This is a genomic window from Kitasatospora sp. NPDC088346 (genome assembly GCF_044740765.1).
GTDB lineage: Bacteria > Actinomycetota > Actinomycetes > Streptomycetales > Streptomycetaceae > Kitasatospora.
The window spans coordinates 129,644-147,555 of sequence record NZ_JBIURH010000017.1 but is presented as its reverse complement, the minus strand read 5'-3'; the positions used below and the strand labels follow the sequence as shown (position 1 = coordinate 147,555).

At 73.6% G+C, this 17,912-nt stretch carries 18 protein-coding genes; 6 read left to right on the top strand and 12 right to left on the bottom strand.

Going from position 1 to position 17,912, the window contains the following annotated elements:
• Positions 1-313 precede the first annotated feature (313 nt).
• From ACIOFR_RS22640 to ACIOFR_RS22630, 3 genes are all read right to left on the bottom strand, one after another.
• The gene (locus ACIOFR_RS22640; protein WP_401000000.1) at positions 314-1,114 is read right to left on the bottom strand and encodes a DUF3710 domain-containing protein; all 801 of its coding nucleotides are present in this window, start codon (positions 1,112-1,114) and stop codon (positions 314-316) included.
• 78 nt (positions 1,115-1,192) lie between these two features.
• A complete protein-coding gene (gene dut, locus ACIOFR_RS22635; RefSeq protein ID WP_400999998.1) occupies positions 1,193-1,660 on the bottom strand; it encodes a dUTP diphosphatase in 468 nt (155 codons plus the stop codon).
• Positions 1,657-2,247, bottom strand: coding sequence for a PaaI family thioesterase (locus ACIOFR_RS22630; protein WP_401000012.1), 591 nt, complete (start codon positions 2,245-2,247; stop codon positions 1,657-1,659). The genes dut and ACIOFR_RS22630 overlap by 4 nt, the downstream gene beginning before the upstream one ends.
• Positions 2,248-2,437: 190 nt before the next feature.
• Between ACIOFR_RS22630 and ACIOFR_RS22625 the strand changes: the two genes are divergently transcribed.
• A complete protein-coding gene (locus tag ACIOFR_RS22625; protein WP_400999996.1) occupies positions 2,438-2,944 on the top strand; it encodes a DUF3093 domain-containing protein in 507 nt (168 codons plus the stop codon).
• 237 nt (positions 2,945-3,181) lie between these two features.
• On the opposite strand, the gene ACIOFR_RS22620 is transcribed toward ACIOFR_RS22625, so the two are convergent.
• The 4 genes from ACIOFR_RS22620 to ACIOFR_RS22605 form a co-directional block, all read right to left on the bottom strand.
• Positions 3,182-3,481, bottom strand: a complete 300-nt coding sequence (locus tag ACIOFR_RS22620) for a DUF4193 domain-containing protein (protein WP_033817777.1) — start codon at positions 3,479-3,481, stop codon at positions 3,182-3,184.
• A gap of 541 nt (positions 3,482-4,022) precedes the next feature.
• Positions 4,023-4,997 carry an acyl-ACP desaturase gene (locus ACIOFR_RS22615; protein WP_400999994.1) on the bottom strand — a complete coding sequence of 325 codons (975 nt, stop codon included), beginning with the start codon at positions 4,995-4,997 and terminating at the stop codon, positions 4,023-4,025.
• 294 nt (positions 4,998-5,291) lie between these two features.
• Positions 5,292-6,605, bottom strand: coding sequence for a sensor histidine kinase (locus ACIOFR_RS22610; RefSeq protein WP_400999992.1), 1,314 nt, complete (start codon positions 6,603-6,605; stop codon positions 5,292-5,294).
• A gap of 66 nt (positions 6,606-6,671) precedes the next feature.
• The gene (locus ACIOFR_RS22605; RefSeq protein ID WP_400999990.1) at positions 6,672-7,325 is read right to left on the bottom strand and encodes a response regulator transcription factor; all 654 of its coding nucleotides are present in this window, start codon (positions 7,323-7,325) and stop codon (positions 6,672-6,674) included.
• A 530-nt stretch (positions 7,326-7,855) separates the two neighbouring features.
• On the opposite strand from ACIOFR_RS22605, the gene ACIOFR_RS22600 reads away from it, so the two are divergent.
• Positions 7,856-8,041 (top strand): hypothetical protein, encoded by a 186-nt coding sequence (locus ACIOFR_RS22600; protein ID WP_371499669.1) that lies wholly within the window; start codon positions 7,856-7,858, stop codon positions 8,039-8,041.
• 183 nt (positions 8,042-8,224) lie between these two features.
• Here ACIOFR_RS22600 and ACIOFR_RS22595 read toward each other — a convergent pair whose 3' ends face one another.
• Both ACIOFR_RS22595 and ACIOFR_RS22590 read right to left on the bottom strand, forming a co-directional pair.
• Positions 8,225-9,031: an inositol monophosphatase family protein gene (locus ACIOFR_RS22595; protein WP_400999988.1), complete on the bottom strand. Its 807-nt coding sequence runs from the start codon at positions 9,029-9,031 to the stop codon at positions 8,225-8,227.
• A 77-nt stretch (positions 9,032-9,108) separates the two neighbouring features.
• Positions 9,109-10,245, bottom strand: coding sequence for a ferrochelatase (locus ACIOFR_RS22590; protein WP_400999986.1), 1,137 nt, complete (start codon positions 10,243-10,245; stop codon positions 9,109-9,111).
• Between the two features lie 134 nt (positions 10,246-10,379).
• Here ACIOFR_RS22590 and ACIOFR_RS22585 point away from each other — a divergent pair, with 134 nt between their 5' ends.
• Together ACIOFR_RS22585 and ACIOFR_RS22580 are read left to right on the top strand one after the other, a co-directional pair.
• On the top strand, positions 10,380-11,627 hold the full coding sequence (locus ACIOFR_RS22585) for an MFS transporter (protein ID WP_400999984.1): 1,248 nt from the start codon (positions 10,380-10,382) through the stop codon (positions 11,625-11,627).
• Between the two features lie 95 nt (positions 11,628-11,722).
• Positions 11,723-13,039 (top strand): D-arabinono-1,4-lactone oxidase, encoded by a 1,317-nt coding sequence (locus ACIOFR_RS22580; protein WP_400999982.1) that lies wholly within the window; start codon positions 11,723-11,725, stop codon positions 13,037-13,039.
• 4 nt (positions 13,040-13,043) lie between these two features.
• On the opposite strand, the gene ACIOFR_RS22575 is transcribed toward ACIOFR_RS22580, so the two are convergent.
• On the bottom strand, positions 13,044-13,847 hold the full coding sequence (locus tag ACIOFR_RS22575; RefSeq protein WP_400999980.1) for a hypothetical protein: 804 nt from the start codon (positions 13,845-13,847) through the stop codon (positions 13,044-13,046).
• 437 nt (positions 13,848-14,284) lie between these two features.
• Between ACIOFR_RS22575 and sepH the strand changes: the two genes are divergently transcribed.
• Positions 14,285-15,373 carry a septation protein SepH gene (sepH, locus tag ACIOFR_RS22570; protein ID WP_400999978.1) on the top strand — a complete coding sequence of 363 codons (1,089 nt, stop codon included), beginning with the start codon at positions 14,285-14,287 and terminating at the stop codon, positions 15,371-15,373.
• Between the two features lie 76 nt (positions 15,374-15,449).
• Here the strand turns inward: sepH and ACIOFR_RS22565 are convergent, their stop codons facing one another.
• Positions 15,450-16,298, bottom strand: coding sequence for a sulfurtransferase (locus ACIOFR_RS22565; RefSeq protein WP_400999976.1), 849 nt, complete (start codon positions 16,296-16,298; stop codon positions 15,450-15,452).
• 133 nt (positions 16,299-16,431) lie between these two features.
• On the opposite strand from ACIOFR_RS22565, the gene ACIOFR_RS22560 reads away from it, so the two are divergent.
• Complete coding sequence (locus tag ACIOFR_RS22560; RefSeq protein WP_400999974.1) at positions 16,432-17,202, top strand: VOC family protein; 771 nt, start codon at positions 16,432-16,434, stop codon at positions 17,200-17,202.
• 37 nt (positions 17,203-17,239) lie between these two features.
• Here the strand turns inward: ACIOFR_RS22560 and ACIOFR_RS22555 are convergent, their stop codons facing one another.
• On the bottom strand, positions 17,240-17,896 hold the full coding sequence (locus tag ACIOFR_RS22555) for a thymidine kinase (protein WP_400999972.1): 657 nt from the start codon (positions 17,894-17,896) through the stop codon (positions 17,240-17,242).
• Between the last annotated feature and the right edge of the window lie 16 nt (positions 17,897-17,912).

Genomic DNA, 17,912 nt, shown 5'->3' with positions numbered 1-17,912 from the left:
GCACGCTGTTGAGTTCTCAAGGAACGGACACTTCCTTCGGACCGCCTTCCAGCGGGCCCTCCGGGCGCTTCGTTCGTGTTTCCCAGCTTACCAGATGTTTTCCGCTCCGTTTTCCGGAGTTTCACTCACCCGACTCGCCGGTTTTTCGTGTTTCCAGCTTATCAGAGGCTTTTCGCTCCGATTTCCGGAGTTTCATTCATCTGCTGTGCTTCGGCCGCCCCTCGCGGTGCGACTCCGGAACTGTACGGGGCCCGGCCCCTCCCGAGCAAATCGCCCCCGCCGGTCGAGCCGGCGGGGGCGACGGGGCTGGTGCTCAGCGGACCTCGGTGATCTCCGGGCCTCGCGCGAAGGGGTCGAGGGGGGCGCTGCCGTACCGGCTCCCGCCCTCCTCCCCACTGGTGCCGGGACCGCCGTCGGCGACCATCTGGGCGTCCTCGGGGAGTTTCAGAACGATCGGGTCGCGCGGCGCCATCGGCGTCTCGCCGCGCACGACGACCGTCTGCTGGAAGACCTGCTCCAGGATGCCGGCCATCTCCGGCTGCACTGCGGCCTGACCGGAGATCACACCGCGCAGGAACCAGCGCGGTCCGTCGCAGCCCACGAAGCGGACCAGCTGGACGCCCTGGGTGCCGTCCGGCAGCTGTACGGGGACCTGGGCGCGCAGGTGCCAGCCCAGCGTGCCCTCCTCCTCCTCGATGAGGCCGCCCTGGGCGGTGATGCCGTTGGCGATCTCCTCGCGAACCTCGCTCCAGATGCCCTCGGACTTGGGAGCGGCGAAGGCCTGCAGCTGGATCGCACTGTTGCCGAGCACGAGCGTGGCGGCGACGATCGCGTCCCCGGCCACCTCCACCCGGAGTTCCATTCCCTCGACCCCGGGGACCAGCAGGCCACCCAGGTCGACACGGCCCTCTTCGGGGTTCTCCAGTTCGGAGACGTCCCAGGGACCGTCCGGACGGGGCGCCGGCGGCAGACCGACCCGGTCGGCCGGGTCCTGCTCGGCGTCGTTCTCGCTCTCGGCGAAGTCCTCGACGTCATCGGCCGTCTCGTCGGCGCTGTTGGCGTCCTCGGCGAGCTGCTCGACAGCGTCCTCGCTCTTGTGGCGACGACGGAACACGGTCACTGTCCTTCCCGGCCCGGACGGATCCAGGTCCGAAGCGAATACCTGCTCGGCTACTGCGAGACCGCGGGCATGCTAGACCGCGGTGTGGCCACCGGTCGACCCGAACCCACCCGCGGCGCGTGCCGACCCCGGCAGCTCGGCCACCTCGTGGAAACGCGCCTTCTCGACCTGCTGGATGACCAGCTGGGCGATGCGGTCCCCTCGGCGGAAGCTGACCCCCTCGCGCGGGTCCAGATTGACGACGATCACCTTGATCTCACCACGGTACCCGGCATCGACCGTCCCCGGGGCGTTCACCAGTGCAACGCCGCAACGAGCTGCCAGTCCCGACCGCGGGTGCACGAACGCCGCGTAGCCGTCCGGTAGCGCAATGGCGATGCCGGTGGGCAGCACCGCGCGCTCGCCCGGGCCGAGCTCCGCGTCGACCGTGGTGCGCAGGTCGGCCCCGGCGTCACCGGGGTGCTCGTAGGCGGGCAGCGGCAGCTCCGGGTCGATCCGGTTGATCAGGATGTCCACCGGCGGACGCTGGGTGGTGCTCACGGGTTCACCTCGAAGGCTCGGGCGCGCTTGAACAGGTCGGGGTCGTCCAGGGTCTTCTTGATGTCCTCGGGACGACCGTGCGTGGTGAAGTGTTCCAGCTTCACCTGGATGAAGAGCGCCTGGGCCCGCACGGCGACCGGCCCGTCGGGGCCGCCGATGCGTCCCTCGGCCGCGCTGTAGATCTTCCGACCGTGCACGCCCGTCACCCAGGCGTGGATGTGCAGCACCGAGTCGACCGGCACCGGCCGGACGAAGTCCGTCTCCAGCCGGCCCGTCACGGCGGGGGCGTTGAGCAGCCAGCTCAACGTCCCGACGGTCTCGTCCAGGGCGGTCATCAGCAGCCCGCCGTGCGCGAGCCCAGGCGCGCCCTGGTGTCCGGCGCCGACCGTGAACTCCGACGTGACCTCCAGGCCCTCGCCCGCCACCGCGACGAGCCGCAGGCCGGCCGGGTGCTGCGGCCCGCATCCGAAGCAGTGGTCGTAGTGCGAGCCGAGCAGGGCGCCGGGCGCGGGCGCCCCGGGGGCGCGCTCCGGCATGACGGCGTCCGCGGGCGGGGTGGTGGGGGTGAGGAACGCGGGGCCCGCCATGGGCTTCTCCGCGTCCCGCGGCATGGGCGGCGAGGCGATGGGTCCGGTCACAGCGCGACCCTACCTGCCAGTAGCAAGCGTTGGGGAGGGAGTGTTACACCAGTTGTGTCACAGTCTCGGGGCCACGCGGAGGCCGGGCCTCACGGGGGCGGCGTCCCGGCCCCGCCGACCGGGCGCACACAATGGAGACATGTACGACGAACGCCTCACCGTCCCGCGCTCCTGGTGGCTGCTCCCCGTCGCGGCCGGAATCTCGCTCGCACTGATCCTGCTCCGGTTCAGCGCCGTGGGCGCCCTGGCCGGGCTGGTGGTCGGCATCGTCGCCATGGCGGCCGCGGTGAGCGGTTACGGCTCCGCCCGGATCCGCGTGGTGCAGGGCTCGCTGGTGGCCGGACAGGCGCGGATCCCGGTGACCGCCCTCGGGGCGGCGCAGCCGCTGGACCGCGCCGAGGCCCTCGCCTGGCGGTCGGTCAAGGCGGACCCGCGCGCCTTCATGCTGCTGCGCAGCTACGTGCCGACGGCACTGCGGGTCGAGATCTGCGACCCGGACGACCCGACGCCGTACGTCTACCTGTCGACCCGCTCGCCCCAGCGGCTGGCGGCGGCGATCGAGGCGGCCCGGGTCGGCACGGACCACGGCGGACCGGGCGGCGACGGACCGGCCGCCGACGCCGAGCACTCCGGGGTGGACCGCTAGGACGGGGCCCCGCCGCCCGCCGGCGGACCGGCCCGGACATGGAGGAGGGACGGCTCCGCATCGCTGCGGGACCGTCCCGTTCTCCGGTGGTGCGCCGGTCACGGCAGGACGTGCCTACCGGGTGCCACCGCGCACGGCGGCGGCTGGTGCTGCCTCCGACCCCGCTTTCCAGGGCCGGTCGGGGCGGCGTACCGGGCGGACCGTGGGGGGTCTGCCCGGGCCATGGCCGCGTCGCGTTCAGGCGCCGCAGTCCCGGCAGATCGGCTGGCCGTTCTTCTCGCTGTACAGCTGGCTGCGGTGGTGCACAAGGAAGCAGCTCATGCAGGTGAACTCGTCGGCCTGGCGCGGAAGCACCCGGACGGAGAGCTCCTCGTTCGAAAGGTCCGCGCCCGGAAGCTCCAGACCCTCCGCCGCGTCGAACTCGTCGATGTCGACCGTGCTGGTCGCCTTCTCGTTCCGCCGCGCCTTGAGCTCCTCGATGCTGTCCTCGTTGAGGTCGTCATCGGTCTTGCGCGGGGTGTCGTAGTCCGTTGCCATTTTCGCTCTCCCCCTTTGGGTGTGTGCGGTATCTCCAGCGCACGTAACGCTTGGGGGGTCGGTCTTGTGCCCGACCCGAGGCCGAGATTGTGCCTTACTTCAAGCCCTGTTACTCAATCGACACCCAAGACCGGGCCCGTTGGGGTGATCGAACACATTCCGGACGGCGTCACCGTGCGATACCGGATCCGCCGCCGCACCCCGCCCCGGTCGTCACCACCGGTAGCCACCGGAGAGCCGGACGGCCTTCAACCGGCCTGCGGGAAAAGGGACTTGACGACAGGTCGACAAATCTCGGCCCGTTCGGAGCGGTGACCCTGAGCAACGGCTTCACTCGAACGAGTAATCACCCTGCGAGAGCGCCCGGCCGCACCCGAACGCCCGATGTGAGTTGCGACACACCGGGGATTTTCTCGCCGAAACCCTGACATTCGGAACAGCCGCGGATCCCGCCCGGACCGGTCCGCGCACGCCGGGCCGGACCCGCCGGACCGAGCCGGACCGAGCCGGACCCGGCCGCAGCGGGCGGGGGTCCGGCGGGTCAGCGCCTGGCGGCGTTGGCGGCGCGGCGGGCGAGCAGGGCGGCCTGGCGCTCGTCGAACTTGGTGGCCTGGGCGTTCAGCCCGTCCAGGAACAGCCCCAGCTCCTGCTGGGCCTGCAGGCCCTCGGGGGCCAGGCCGCCGACCTCCATGACCTTCAGGTGGCGCAGCACGGGCTGCAGGACGTCGTCGTGGTGGATCCGGAGGTTGTAGACGCCGCCGATGGCGATCTGGGCCGCGGAGCGCTCGAAGCCGGGCATGCCGTGGCCGGGCATCCGGAAGTTGATCACCACGTCGGCGATGGCCCGCATGGCCTGGTCGGGGGCGATCTCCAGGGCGGCCCGCAGCAGGTTCCGGTAGAAGACCATGTGCAGGTTCTCGTCGTTGGCGATCTTCGCCAGCAGCTGGTCGCAGAGCGGGTCGCCGGAGTGGTGCCCGGTGTTGCGGTGGGCGATCCGGGTGGCCAGCTCCTGGAAGGCCACGTAGGCGACCGAGTGCAGCATGCTGTGCGCGTTGTCCGAGCTGAAGCCCTCGCCCATGTGCGCCATGCGCGCCCGCTCCAGCTCCACCGGGTCGACCGCCCGGGTGGCGAGCAGGTAGTCGCGGATGGCTATGCCGTGGCGGCCCTCCTCGGCCGTCCAGCGGTGCACCCAGGTGCCCCAGGCGCCCTCGCGGCCGAACATGGTGGCGATCTCGTGGTGGTAGCTGGGGAGGTTGTCCTCGGTCAGCAGGTTGACCACCAGCGAGATCCGGGCCAGCGGCGTGACGTTGGACTGGTCGAGCGACCAGGCCTCGCCGCCGAGCACACCGTCGAAGTCCCGCCCCTGGCTCCACGGCACGAACTCGTGCGGCATCCACTCCTTGGCGACCTTGAGGTGCCGGTTGAGCTCGGTCTCGACGACCTCTTCGAGAGCGAGGATCAGCCGTGCGTCGGTCCAGGCGGACGTGGTGGTGCGCTGCACGGGGGCGATGGTCACGACGGTTCTCCCGGGGCGGACGAGGTGGCGGCCGGGTCGATCCGGCCGGCGGGGACGCCGGCGGAGCCGCTCAGGATCGACTCACTTACGGCTGCGTAGGTTACGACACCGTAAGTTGTCCCGGCGCGAAAAGACAAGCCGCCCCTGCCAGGCCTTATGTCAATCCGACACGGCGGGCAGGGGCGGCGGGCACGGTCCGCGCACGGACCGGCGACTGCGGTGCTGGTGGGCCGCCGGTCGGGCGGCCGGACGGCTCTGCGGGGGTGCTCCGAAGGGGTCTGTGGGGCCCGGCGGTCAGCCGGGGATGCGGACCCGGATGGTCAGGCCGCCCCCGGGCCGGGAGGAGGCCTCGATGGCGCCCCCGTGGGCCCGTACGACCGAGCGGACGATGGACAGGCCGAGGCCCACGCCCTTGTCGCTCCTGGTCCGGTCGGCCCCCTTGACCCGGCGGAACGGCTCGAAGATGTGCTCCAGCTCGTACCCGGGCACCACCGGGCCGGTGTTGGCGACCACCAGCTCTCCCCCGCCGTCCGGGGTGGCGGCGGTGGAGATCTCCACCCAGCCGTCGGCGAGGTTGTAGCGGACGGCGTTCTGCAGCAGGTTGAGCGCGATCCGCTCCAGCAGGACGCCGTTGCCCGAGACGGTGACCGGTGCCAGCTCCGGGCGCAGCACGACCTCGCGGGTGGCGGCCTCGGGGCGGATCTGCTCCAGGGCGCGCTGGGCGACCTCGGAGAGCTCGACGGGGCGGCGGTCGGTGAGCTCGTTGTCGCTGCGGGCGAGCAGCAGCAGGCCCTCGACCAGTTGCTCGCTGCGTTCGTTGGTGGCCAGCAGGGTCTTGCCGAGCTGCTGGAGGTCGGGCGAGGACGCCGGGTCGGAGAGCTGGACCTCCAGCAGGGTGCGGTTGATCGCGAGCGGGGTTCTCAGCTCGTGCGAGGCGTTGGCGACGAAGCGGCGTTGGGAGTCGAAGGCGCGGTCGAGGCGCTGCAGCATGTCGTCGAAGGTGTCGGCGAGCTCCTTGAGCTCGTCGTCGGGGCCGTCCAGCTGGATCCGCCGGTGCAGGTCGGAGCCGGCCACCTCGCGGGCGGTGCGGGTGATCCGGCCGAGCGGGCGCAGGACCCGGCCGGCCATCGCGTAGCCGGCGGCGAAGGCGATCACGGCCAGGCAGACCAGCGCGGTGAGGGCCTTGCGGAGCAGGGTGTTGAGCGCCCGGTCGGACTCGGTGGCCTGGAAGAGGTGGAGCTGGCGGTTGAAGTCGTTCGCGGAGACCAGGCTGCCGTCGGGGAGCCGGATGGCCACGCCCGGGTCGATCTTGAAGTCGGGCAGCGAGGCGTCCTGGAAGGACTGCCGGACGAAGTAGTACATCAGCAGCAGCAGGACCACGCCGGCCATCAGGAACATGCCGCCGTAGAGCAGGGTGAGCCTGATCCGGATGGTCGGCCGCAGGGCCAGCCAGGCGAACAGGCCGTCGCCCGGGCGGTAGGCGGGGGTCTCCCGCCGGTGCTCGGACGCGTCGGCGCCCTCCGGGGGGCGGGCCGGGCGTGGCGGGATCGGGCCCGGGCCGCCGGTGGGCGTGCCGGGGGCCCCGCCGACGGGGGGCGGGGTGTTCATGGCGTTCCTCTCGGGGCTGCGGGTGTGGGGCAAATGGGGCGGGGGCCCGATCCGGGGGCGGGCGGCTCAGATCCGGTAGCCGGAGCCGGGCACGGTGACGATGACCGGTGGGTCGCCGAGCTTGCGGCGCAGGGTCATGACGGTGACCCGGACGACGTTGGTGAACGGGTCGGTGTGCTCGTCCCAGGCCTTCTCCAGCAGCTGTTCGGCCGAGACGACGGCGCCGCCGGCCCGCATCAGGACCTCCAGGACGGCGAACTCCTTGGGGGCGAGCTGGACGGTGCGGCCCTCGCGGATCACCTCGCGGCGTCCGGGGTCGACGCTGATGCCGGCGCGCTCCAGGACGGGCGGCAGCGGGACGGTGGCCCGGCGGCCCAGGGCGCGTACCCGGGCGACGAGTTCGCTGAAGGCGAACGGCTTGGGGAGGTAGTCGTCGGCGCCGATCTCCAGGCCCTCCACCCGGTCGCTGATGTCGCCGGAGGCGGTCAGCATGATCACGCGGGTGGCGAGTCCCTGCTCGACCACCCGGCGGCAGACGTCGTCGCCGTGCACGAGGGGGAGGTCGCGGTCCAGGACGACCACGTCGTAGTCGTTGACGGCGATGCGCTGGAGCGCGGCCTCTCCGTCGTAGACGACGTCGACGGCCATCGCCTCGCGGCGCAGGCCGGTCGCGACGGCTTCGGCGAGGAGTTGCTCGTCCTCCACGACGAGTACCCGCACGGTGGTGGTCCCTTCTGCTGGTGCGGCCCCACCGTGCCTGCCCGTGCGGGCCGTTGTGCGCCGGGCGCGGGGTCGCCGGGCCGCGGGGCCGCGCGCGGCCTCGGGACTGGCGGACGACTCCGACGGTGCTGCCCATCCTGCCTGGTTCCCGGCTAAAGCCGCGGTAAGACCCGGTAGGACGGGTGGGAGCGGTCTGCGGCGCCTCCCGTCGGGGCCGGTCGGCGGGCGGATCCGGGGACGGCTGCTCCGATTGGACTGTGACGCGGGCAACTTTCTCGGCCCGATGAGGTTTCCCGGGCGAGGGGGTGGGGAGGACAAGCTCACACCCGCGATGCCGCCATTGCGCGGGTCGCACCCACCCGCCGCGTGTTCATCCGCACCGGCCAGGGGATCAGTGTCACGGTAGCCGCCACAGTCCGGCACCCGCGCCCGACCGGGGAACACCCGCCGGACAGGCGCATCCGTCGATCTTGATCCGTCGGCCGGGGAACATGCGGACCGTGCCCGTCCGACACAGCAAGGGGGCCCGTATGGACGCCTTCACCGACGGAATCCTGCAGCGCATAAGGAATGCGGAGCAGGATCTCCACCGCGCACTCGAGTCCGGGGACGAGTTCCTGGCCGAGGTCGAGCAGTCCGAGCTGGAGGACCTGCGCAGACTGGCCGCCGAGCACGGGGTCGACGCGGTGCACGAGATGCACCGCACCGCCGCCTGACTCAGCCCGGTAGCCGCACCAGCAGCGTGACCACCGCAGCACCGCAGTAAGCGCAGTACCGCCCCGCTCACAGGGGGCCGCCCACCGAAACGCGAGCCCTGGCACAGCCACTGTGCCAGGGCCCTTCCCTTTCCCACGGACCCGTTCCTCGCCCGGCCGCTCACCGTGCGGGGAGCGGCCCGCTCAGTCGCGCCAGGCGCCGATCTCGTCCAGCCGCCCCTGCAACTGCTCGAACAGGCCGGGCGGGGCGGCCACCGTGAGGTCGCCGCCGGGCTCCTGCCCGGGGCGGCCTCCGGCCAGCGCGCCCGCCTCCCGGGCGATCAGCACACCGGCCGCCCGGTCCCAGGGCGCCAGGCCCCGCTCGAAGTACCCGTCGACCCGGCCCGCGGCGAGGTCGCAGAGGTCGACCGCAGCCGCGCCGCCGCGCCGGATGTCCCGGAACTCCGGCATCAGGTGGAGCAGCACCTCCGCCTGGCGGACCCGGACCGCCTGCACGTAGTTGAAACCGGTGCTGACCAGGGCCTGCCCCCAGGGCGGCGCCGGGCGGCAGGTGACGGCCCGGCCGTCCAGGAACGCCCCGCCACCGAGCACCGCGTGGAACAGCTCGCCCCGGGCCGGCACGTAGACCACGCCGACCACCGCCCGGCCGTCCAGCTCCGCGGCCACGCTGACCGCCCAGTTGGGCAGGCCGTACAGGTAGTTCACGGTGCCGTCGAGCGGGTCCACGACCCAGCGCACTCCGCTGCTTCCGGGCCGGTCCGCACCCTCCTCGCCGAGGTAGCCGTCCGCGGGGCGGCGTTCGCCGATCAGCTCCAGGATCAGCTTCTCGGAGGCGAGGTCCATCTCGGTGACCACGTCGACCGGGCTGCTCTTGGTCGCGGCGACGCCGAGGTCGGCCGGGCGGCCGTCCCGCAGCAGGGCGCCGGCGCGGATCGCGGCCTCCTTGGCCAGCTCCAGCAGTTCGGCGAGCAGGTCGGGGCTGGGGGACACGCTGGTTCCTCCTGGGGGAGTGGTCTGGCGGGGACGGACCGGACGCCGGGGCGGCCGCGGGAGTCCGGGCCGGCGGATCAGAGCTGGGCGACCGCGGGCCGGGGTGCACGCGGGTTGGGGCAGCAGGCGACGGCGCACACGTCGTGGCTCGCGCCCAGCGCGCCGAGAGCGCAACGCTCCACCCTCGCTCCGCGTTCCACCGCCGCGCGCTCCAGCACCAGGTCGCGGACGGCCGCGGTGAACCGGGGGTCGGCCCCGACCGTGGCCGCCCTGGCGACCGGCAGGCCGAGCTCCGCCGCCCGGGCCGTCGCCTCGGTGTCGAGGTCGTACCTGACCTCCATGTGGTCCGAGACGAACCCGATCGGCACCATCACGACGGCCGCCGCGCCGTCCGCGTGCTGGGCCTCCAGGTGGTCGCAGATGTCCGGCTCCAGCCACGGGGTGTGCGGGGCGCCGCTGCGGCTCTGGAAGACCAGCTCCCACGGGCGCCCGGCGACGCCGGTGGCCCCGGCGACCGCGTCGGCCACCAGCCGGGCGACCTCCAGGTGCTGGGCCACGTAGGCGCCGCCGGGCCTGCCCCGGGCCGGGTCGTCGGGGGCGCCGGAGCTCTCCGCCATGGTGTCCGGGATGGAGTGCGTGGTGAAGGCGAGCCGGGCCCGGTCGCGGACCGCGGCCGGGAGCTCGGCGAGCGCGGCCAGCACGGCGTCGACCATCGGGTCGACGAAGCCGGGGTGGTTGTAGAAGTGCCGCAGCTTGTCGACCCGCAGCTCGGGCAGCCCCTCGGCGGCCAGCTGCGCCAGCGCGTCGGCCAGGTTCTCCCGGTATTGGCGGCAGCCCGAGTAGCCCGCGTAGGCGCTGGTGGCCAGCGTGAGCACCCGGCGGTGTCCGTCCGCGGCCAGCTCGCGCAGGGTGTCGACCAGGTAGGGGGCCCAGTTCCGGTTGCCCCAGTAGACCGGGAGGTCGAGGCCGTGCTCGGCGAAGTCCTTGCGGAGCGCGGCGAGCAGGTCGCGGTTCTGCTCGTTGATCGGGCTGACGCCGCCGAACAGGAAGTAGTGCTTGCCGACCTCGGCCAGGCGCTCCTTGGGGATGCCTCGGCCGCGGGTGACGTTCTCCAGGAACGGCACCACGTCCTCGGGGCCCTCGGGGCCTCCGAAGGAGAGGAGCAGCAGCGCGTCGTACGGCGCGGGGTCGGTGACGGTGGGCGAGTCGGACATGGCACCGATCCTCCCACCCGGCGGCACGCGGCGGGCGGCAGGCCGCTCGCGGGGCCGTCCGGGAAATATCCGTTGCCGAAGTTCGTAAGCTGTCTTTCAGACTCGTGTTCCTTACCCCACCTAGCGGAGCCCCCGTGCTGTCCAGTTACCGCCAGATCTTCGCCGCCCCCGGCAGCCTGGCCTTCTCCTCCAGCGGCTTCGTCGCCCGGCTGCCGATCTCCATGACGGGGATCGGCATCGTCACGATGCTCGCCCAGCTGCGCGGCTCGTACGGCCTGGCGGGCGCCGTCTCGGCGGTGCTGGCGCTGGCCGCGGCGGTGCTCGGCCCGCAGGTCTCGCGGCTGGTGGACCGGTACGGGCAGCGCCGGGTGGCGCTGCCGGCCACCGGGCTCACCCTGGTGGCGGCGGTGGCGCTGCTGCTCTGCGCCCGGTTCGACGCGCCGGCCTGGACGCTCTTCGTGTGCGCCGCCGGGATGGGGGTGATGCCCAGCACCGGCTCGATGGTCCGGGCCCGCTGGGCGAACCTGTACAGCGCCGAGCCGCCCAAGCTGCACACCGCGTACTCGTTCGAGGCCGTGGTGGACGAGATCTGCTTCATCGTCGGCCCGATCCTGTCGATCGGGCTCGCGACCTCGGTGTTCCCGGAGGCCGGCGTGCTGCTGGCCGGGGTGTTCCTGGGCGTCGGGGTGCTGCTGTTCACCGCGCAGCGCCGTACCGAGCCGCCGGTGCACCCGGAGGCCCACCACAGCGGGAGCTCGGCGATCACCTCGGCGGGCCTGCAGGTGCTGGTGCTGACCTTCGTGGCCACCGGTGCGATCTTCGGCTCGGTCGAGGTGGTGACCGTGGCCTTCGCCGAGGCGCAGGGGCACACCTCCGCGTCCAGCCTGGTGCTCGCGGTCTACGCGCTGGGCTCCTGCGTGGCCGGGGTGGTCTTCGGGACGCTGCGGCTGAAGGGGTCGATGCCGGCCCGGTTCCTGGCCGGCGTCGCGCTGATGGCGGCCAGCATGGTGCCGCTGCTGGTGGTCGCCGAGAGCCTGCGCGGGACGGCCGGGCTGGTCGGCATCGGCGGGGCGCTGTTCCTGGCCGGGCTGTCCATCTCCCCCACCCTGATCACCGCGATGGCCCTGGTGGAACGGCTGGTCCCGGCCGCGCAGCTGACCGAGGGGATGACCTGGACGACCACCGGCCTGGCCACCGGCGTGGCGCTCGGCTCCGCCGCGGCCGGCTGGATGGTGGACGCGGCCGGCGCCGCGGCCGGCTACTGGGTCCCGGTGGCCGCCGGCGGGTTCGGCGTGCTGGTGGCCCTGGCCGGGATGGCCCGGCTGCGCGGCGGGCTGGACACCGACGAGCCGGCGACGGCCGAGAGCTCGCTGCACGGCTGAGCCCCGGACGGCCCGGCCGGTGCCCATTTACCGGTGGGGAAGGAGTGACTACGCTCACACTACCCACTGGTAGTACGTCAGCAGGAGGCCTCCGCATGCCCCAGAGCACCGCCACCGCCGGCTGGCGCAACTGGGCCGGCAACCAGAGCGCCCGGCCCAGCCGGGTGGTCGCCCCGGCCAGTGCGCAGGAGCTGGGCGAGGTGGTCCGCCGGGCCGCCGAGGACGGCCGCACGGTCAAGGCGGTCGGCTCGGGCCACTCCTTCACCGCGATCGCCGCCGCCGGGGACGGGGTGCTGGTCCGGCCGGACGGGCTCACCGCCGTCCGCGGCATCGACCACGAGGCGGGCACCGTCACGGTCGAGTCCGGCCTCCCGCTGCACCGGCTCAACCGGCTGCTGACGACGGCCGGCCTCTCGCTCACCAACATGGGCGACATCGAGGTCCAGACCGTGGCCGGTGCCACCAGCACCGGCACCCACGGCACCGGCCGCGACTCCGGCTCGCTCGCCGCGCAGATCCGGGCCGTGGAGATCGTGCTCGCCGACGGTTCCGTCCAGCAGTGCTCGCCGACCGAGAACGCGGAGCTCTTCCAGGGCGCCCGGCTCGGTCTCGGTGCGCTGGGCGTGATCAGCGCCGTCACCCTCGGCGTCGAGCCCGCCTTCCTGCTCACCGCCCACGAGCAGCCGATGGCCTTCGACGAGGTGCTGGAGCGCTTCGACGACCTGACCGCCGTCAACGAGCACTTCGAGTTCTACTGGTTCCCGCACACCGACCGGTGCAGCACCAAGCGCAACAACCGCAGCCAGGGCCCGGCCGCCCCGCTGCCCGGGTTCAAGGCCTGGCTGGACGACGACTTCCTCTCCAACACCGTCTGGGAGTGCGCCTGCCGGGTGGGCCGCCGGTTCCCCGGCACCATTCCGACGATCGCTCAGCTCGCCAGCCGCGCCTGGTCGGAGCGCACCTTCACCGACACCGCGTACCGGGTGTTCACCAGCCCCCGCAAGGTGCGCTTCACCGAGATGGAGTACGCCGTCCCGCGCGAGGCGGCCGACACGGTGCTGCGCGAGCTCAAGGTGCTGGTGGAGCGCTCGGACTGGCGGATCAGCTTCCCCGTGGAGGTCCGCACCGCGCCCGCGGACGACCTCTGGCTCTCCACCGCCCACGGGCGCGACAGCGTCTACATCGCCGTCCACCTCTACCGCGGCAGCCCCGAGCAGGGCTACTTCACCGAGGTGGAGAAGCTGATGGCCGCCCACGCGGGCCGCCCGCACTGGGGCAAGCTGCACACCCGGGACGCCGAGTACCTGGCCTCGGTCTACCCGCGCTTCGGCGACTTCACGGCGCTGCGCGACAAGGTCGACCCGGGCCGGCTGTTCGCCAACGACTACCTGCGCCGGGTGCTCGGCGCCTGACCCGTCAGGGGGAGGGCGAGCCGCTCGGCGCGGCGGCCGGGGAGGACGGCTCGCCGGAGGGGTCCGACGGGCCCGCCGTCGAGCCGTGCGACGGGGTGCCGCTCGGGGAGGCACCCGACGGGCTCCCCGACGGCGTCCGGGACGGCCCGGCCGACGGACTGTCCGAAGAGCCCGCTCCCCCGCCCGGCGAGGCGCTCGCCGACCCGGACGGCACGGCCGCCGGCCCGGTGCCGCCGGGGGAGCCCTCGGCCGGGGCCGGCCGCACCGGCTCGCCGCGGCCGGGGGTGAGCGAGGTCCCGGTCCGCGAGTCCCCGCCGGTCAGACTGCTCACCGGCTCGCCCGCCACCACCTCCACCGCCAGGATCGGCACCATCGCCAGACCGAACACCAGCGCGGACACCGCCGCGTAGGTGCGCCAGGTCCACCGGCGGCGGGCCCGGACCAGCCGCGGCTCGTTCCACTCCCCGGTCGCCACCGGTGCCGAGCCCGGGTCCGGCACCTGGCGCAGAGAGTTGACGGTGGCGCCCGGTCCGCGGTCCACCGCGCCGCGCAGCTGCTCGCCGGTGCGCCGGAAGAGGTGCTGGAAGAAGGCGCTGCCGACGGTGGCCCCGACACTCACCACGGCGGCACCGATGATCGTGCCGTACACCCCGAGTTCGGAGGCGAGGACCGCACCGACCACCGTGGCCAGGGCGCTCGCGGCGACCTGGGCCACGCTCAGGTCCAGCCGCCCGCGGCCCTTCCCGCTCGTCCCGTCCGCGGCCGCGGCCTCCGCCTGCGGCGCGGACCACTCCCTCTGCTGCGGCATCAACATCCCTCGGTCGGCGCGTCACGATTTCGAACAAGTCAGCCCATCTTGCACAGACAAGGACACATGGGGCGAAAATCCGACTCCCTGAAGTCGATATATGTGAAGATGATCACCACTGCGTGATCGAGGGTCTGCCATTGGAGTGCGGGCTCTTGAGATTCCGGTGATTCGCGGGAGACTTGAGCGGCGAGCCGCCCCTGTCGATGCCACGAATGGAGTACTGTTCGTGGAGCCTGAGCCTTCGGTCAATCAGTCGGCTGACCGTCGGAAGACGATCGGAACGCCCGGGCGCAACGTCGACCGGCGACGTGGCAAACAGGCAACCGTGCCACAGCGGCGCGCCCGGGCGAAAGCCCGACACGCCGGGTAACTCTGCAAGGTTGTGGCCACTCGCCAGCGGGCAGGCCACACTCAGTACGGGAGCAGCGACGCAGGTGACGTCGGCAGGCACCACCCGGGAGGTAACCGTGCCCGAACTGCGCGTCGTGGCCGTCAGCAACGACGGCACACGGCTGGTGCTCAAGGCTGCCGACAGCACGGAGTACACCCTCCCGATCGACGAGCGGCTGCGCGCCGCCGTCCGGGGTGACCGCCCGCGGCTCGGCCAGATCGAGATCGAGGTCGAGAGCCACCTCCGCCCCCGTGACATCCAGGCGCGGATACGAGCCGGTGCCTCCGCCGAGGAGGTCGCCCAGGCCGCCGGCATCTCCGTCGACCGGGTCCGCCGCTTCGAGGGTCCGGTGTTGGCCGAGCGCGCCTTCATGGCCGAGCGCGCCCGCAAGACCGCGATCCGCCGGCACGGCGAGTCCACCGGCCCGCAGCTCGGCGAGGCCGTGGCCGAGCGGCTCGCGCTGCGCGGCGCCGAGAAGGACACCGAGCGGTGGGACTCCTGGCGCCGGGACGACGGCACGTGGGAGGTCATCCTCGCGTACCGCTCCGACGGTGAGGGCCGCAGCGCCAGCTGGACGTACGACCCGCCGCGCCGGCTGGTGCAGCCGAACGACGACGAGGCCCGCGCGCTGATCGGCGAGAACGTCGACCGCGAGGAGGACTCGGTCTTCCCGTTCATCCCGCGGATCGCCCGGCTCCCCCAGGACCGTCCGGCCCGGCCGATGATCGAGCGGCCGTCGGCCGACCGGATCATGTCGTCCCGGGAGGTCCGCGAGGTCCGGGAGGCGCGCGAGCCCAGGGAGGCGACCGCCGAGGCACGGGACTCGCTGACCAGCCTGCTGGACGTGGTGCCCGCCTTCCGCGGCGATCTCGCGATCGGCCCGGCCCCCGAGCCCGCCGTGGCCGAGGAGCCCGAGGTCGTGGAGGAGCCGGCCGCGCCCGCGGCCAGCATCGGCGCCGGTTCGGCGTACGCGGACATCCTGATGCCCCGTTCGGTCGCCCCGCACCGGGACCGCCTGGTCGGTACGACGGACCGTCAGGCCGAGGCGGACGGCGTCCGTCCGGGCCGCCGGGCCACCGTGCCCAGCTGGGACGAGATCGTCTTCGGCAGCCGGCGCAAGAAGCAGGACTGAGCACGACGGAACGGGCGGCGGCCCCCTCCCCGGAGGGTGCCGCCGCCCGTTCCGTCGTGCTGCGCGGGCCCGGGCGTCAGCCCGGCAGGGCGCCGGTGGCCGCCGGGTTGCGCGGGTCGCCCGACCACTCGCTCCACGAGCCGGGGTACAGGGCCGCGCCGTCCCGGCCCGCGACCGCCAGGGCCAGCAGTTCGTGGGCGGCCGTGACCCCCGAGCCGCAGTAGACGCCCACCTCGCGGTCCTCGACGCCCAGCGCACCGAAGCGGGCCGCCAGTTCGGCCGCCGACCGGAAGCGGCCGTCGGCCGTCAGGTTCTCGGTGGTCGGGGCGGACACCGCGCCGGGGATGTGCCCGGCCCTCGGGTCGACCGGCTCGACCTCGCCGCGGTAGCGCTCCCCCGCCCGGGCGTCCAGCAACAGCCCCGTACGGGCCAGCTCGGCCGCGCCGGCCGCGTCCAGGGTCGGCAGCTGCCCGGGCACCGGCTCGAAGTCGCCGTCCCCGTCGGCCGGGACGTCGGTGCTCTCGGGCAGTCCCGCCGCGCGCCAGGCGGCCAGCCCGCCGTCCAGCACCCGGACGTCCCGGTGGCCGGCCCAGCGCAGCAGCCACCAGGCCCGGGCCGCCGAGGTCGCCGGGCCCGCGTCGTAGACGACCACCGGCCGCCCGGCCCGCACCCCGGCCCGCCGCAGCGCCGCGCCGAACACCCCGGGATCGGGCAGCGGATGGCGGCCGGCCGTGCCGGGCGGCGCGGCCAACTCGACGTCCAGGTCGAGGTAGTGCGCGCCGGGCAGGTGCCCGGCCGCGTACTCGTCGACGCCGGGCGGGCCGCCGAGCTGCCAGCGGACGTCCAGCAGGACCGGCGGGGTGGCCGCGGCGAGTGCGGAGTGCAGCTCGGCGGCCTGGATCAGCGGGTGGGGAGTAGCCGTCATGCGGACATTGTCGCCCGACGGCTCAGCTCTTTGTACGGTCTTTGCCCGGCCCCGCGGTCGGTCGCCGGGCTCCGGGCGGGCCGCGGTGCGACGATGCGGCCTGGACACGTCGGCCGGCCGGTGAGGAGACCCGATGACGGCGGTGCAGGTACGGCTCGCACAGGGCACACCCTGCTGGGTGAGTCTGACGACCGGTGACCCCGACGGCGCCCGGGCGTTCTACGGCTCCCTGCTGGGTTGGGAGTTCGAGCCCGACTCGGCCCGGGCCGGCGGCTGCGTCCGGGCGGCCGTGCACGGCACGGAGGTCGCCGCGCTCGGTGCGGCCCCGCCAGGGAGGGCGCAACCCGCCTGTTGGACCACGTACTTCACGGTGGACAGCGCCGACCTGGCCGCCCAGCGGATCCGGGAGTGCGGCGGCACGGTGGCCGTCGGCCCGCTGACGGTCGACCGGATCGGGCGGACGGCGATCGCCGCCGACCTGTCGGGTGCGGTCTTCGGCATTTGGGAGGCGGCCGGGCGGAGCGGACGGGAGCCCGACCGGAGGGCGGCGGGCCGGGAGCGGGCCGACCGGCCCGGCGAGCCCGCCTGGAACGAGCTGGTCACCGCCGACGAGGCGGGCGCGGCCGCGTTCTACCGGGCGGTGCTGGGACGGCCGGTGGCGACCGGGACCCAGCCCGACGGCACCCCGCACGACGGCGCCCCGGCCGGCGGGCCCCCGCACTGGCGGGTGCACTTCGCGGTGGCCGACACCGACCTGGCGGTCCACCGGGCGCTCGCCCTGGGCGGGGTGCTGAGGGCGGGACCGTACGACACCCCGGACGGGCGGGTGGCCCGGCTGGCCGACCCGCAGGGCGGACGCTTCGCGGTGGCCGGTCCCGGCCGGACGGCGTCGGGGGCGGTCTGACGTTCCCCGTGGGCCCGTTCCCCGGCGGGCCCGCTCCTCAGCGGGCCTGCTCCTCGAAGGGCAGGACGTCCGGGGAGAGCACCGCCGCCCGGGAGGTCGCGGCGGTCAGGCGCCGGCGGTGGTGGCGGCGGCAGAGCACCTCGTAGCCGATCTCGTCCTCGTTCACGGCGACGTCGCCGACCACCACCTGCGCCCCCTCGACGACCATCACGCCGCCGACGGTACGGGCGTTGTGGGTGGCGCGGGCACCGCACCAGCACAGGGCCTCGACCTGGAGCACCTCGACCCGGTCGGCGAGCTCGATCAGCCGCTGGGAGCCGGGGAAGAGCCTGGTCCGGAAGTCGGTGGTGATGCCGAAGGTGTAGACGTCGATGCAGAGTTCGTCGACCACCCGGGCCAGCTGGTCGATCTGGTCGGTGGAGAAGAACTGGGCCTCGTCGCAGATCAGGTAGTCCACCTTGCCGCCGGCGGAGAGCAGGTGGACGACGTGCGCCTGGAAGTCGAAGTCGTCGGTCACCTCGACCGCCTCGGTCCGCAGGCCGAGGCGGCTGGAGATGGTCGCGGCACCGGCCCGGTCGTGGCGGGTGAAGATGATGCCCTTGCGCCCGCGCGCCGCGTGGTTGTGGTCCATCTGCAGCGCGAGCGTCGACTTGCCGCAGTCCATCGTGCCCGAGAAGAACACCAGTTCAGCCATGGGTGGAGCGTGGGCC

Bases quoted from the DNA above. Each gene is read 5' to 3' on its own strand.
- ACIOFR_RS22630 (WP_401000012.1), bottom strand. From the start codon at position 2,247: ATGGCGGGCCCCGCGTTCCTCACCCCCACCACCCCGCCCGCGGACGCC.
- ACIOFR_RS22625 (WP_400999996.1), top strand. From the start codon at position 2,438: ATGTACGACGAACGCCTCACCGTCCCGCGCTCCTGGTGGCTGCTCCCC.
- ACIOFR_RS22620 (WP_033817777.1), bottom strand. From the start codon at position 3,481: ATGGCAACGGACTACGACACCCCGCGCAAGACCGATGACGACCTCAAC.
- ACIOFR_RS22610 (WP_400999992.1), bottom strand. From the start codon at position 6,605: ATGAACACCCCGCCCCCCGTCGGCGGGGCCCCCGGCACGCCCACCGGC.
- ACIOFR_RS22600 (WP_371499669.1), top strand. From the start codon at position 7,856: ATGGACGCCTTCACCGACGGAATCCTGCAGCGCATAAGGAATGCGGAG.
- ACIOFR_RS22590 (WP_400999986.1), bottom strand. From the start codon at position 10,245: ATGTCCGACTCGCCCACCGTCACCGACCCCGCGCCGTACGACGCGCTG.
- ACIOFR_RS22580 (WP_400999982.1), top strand. From the start codon at position 11,723: ATGCCCCAGAGCACCGCCACCGCCGGCTGGCGCAACTGGGCCGGCAAC.
- ACIOFR_RS22575 (WP_400999980.1), bottom strand. From the start codon at position 13,847: ATGCCGCAGCAGAGGGAGTGGTCCGCGCCGCAGGCGGAGGCCGCGGCC.
- ACIOFR_RS22565 (WP_400999976.1), bottom strand. From the start codon at position 16,298: ATGACGGCTACTCCCCACCCGCTGATCCAGGCCGCCGAGCTGCACTCC.
- ACIOFR_RS22560 (WP_400999974.1), top strand. From the start codon at position 16,432: ATGACGGCGGTGCAGGTACGGCTCGCACAGGGCACACCCTGCTGGGTG.
- ACIOFR_RS22555 (WP_400999972.1), bottom strand. From the start codon at position 17,896: ATGGCTGAACTGGTGTTCTTCTCGGGCACGATGGACTGCGGCAAGTCG.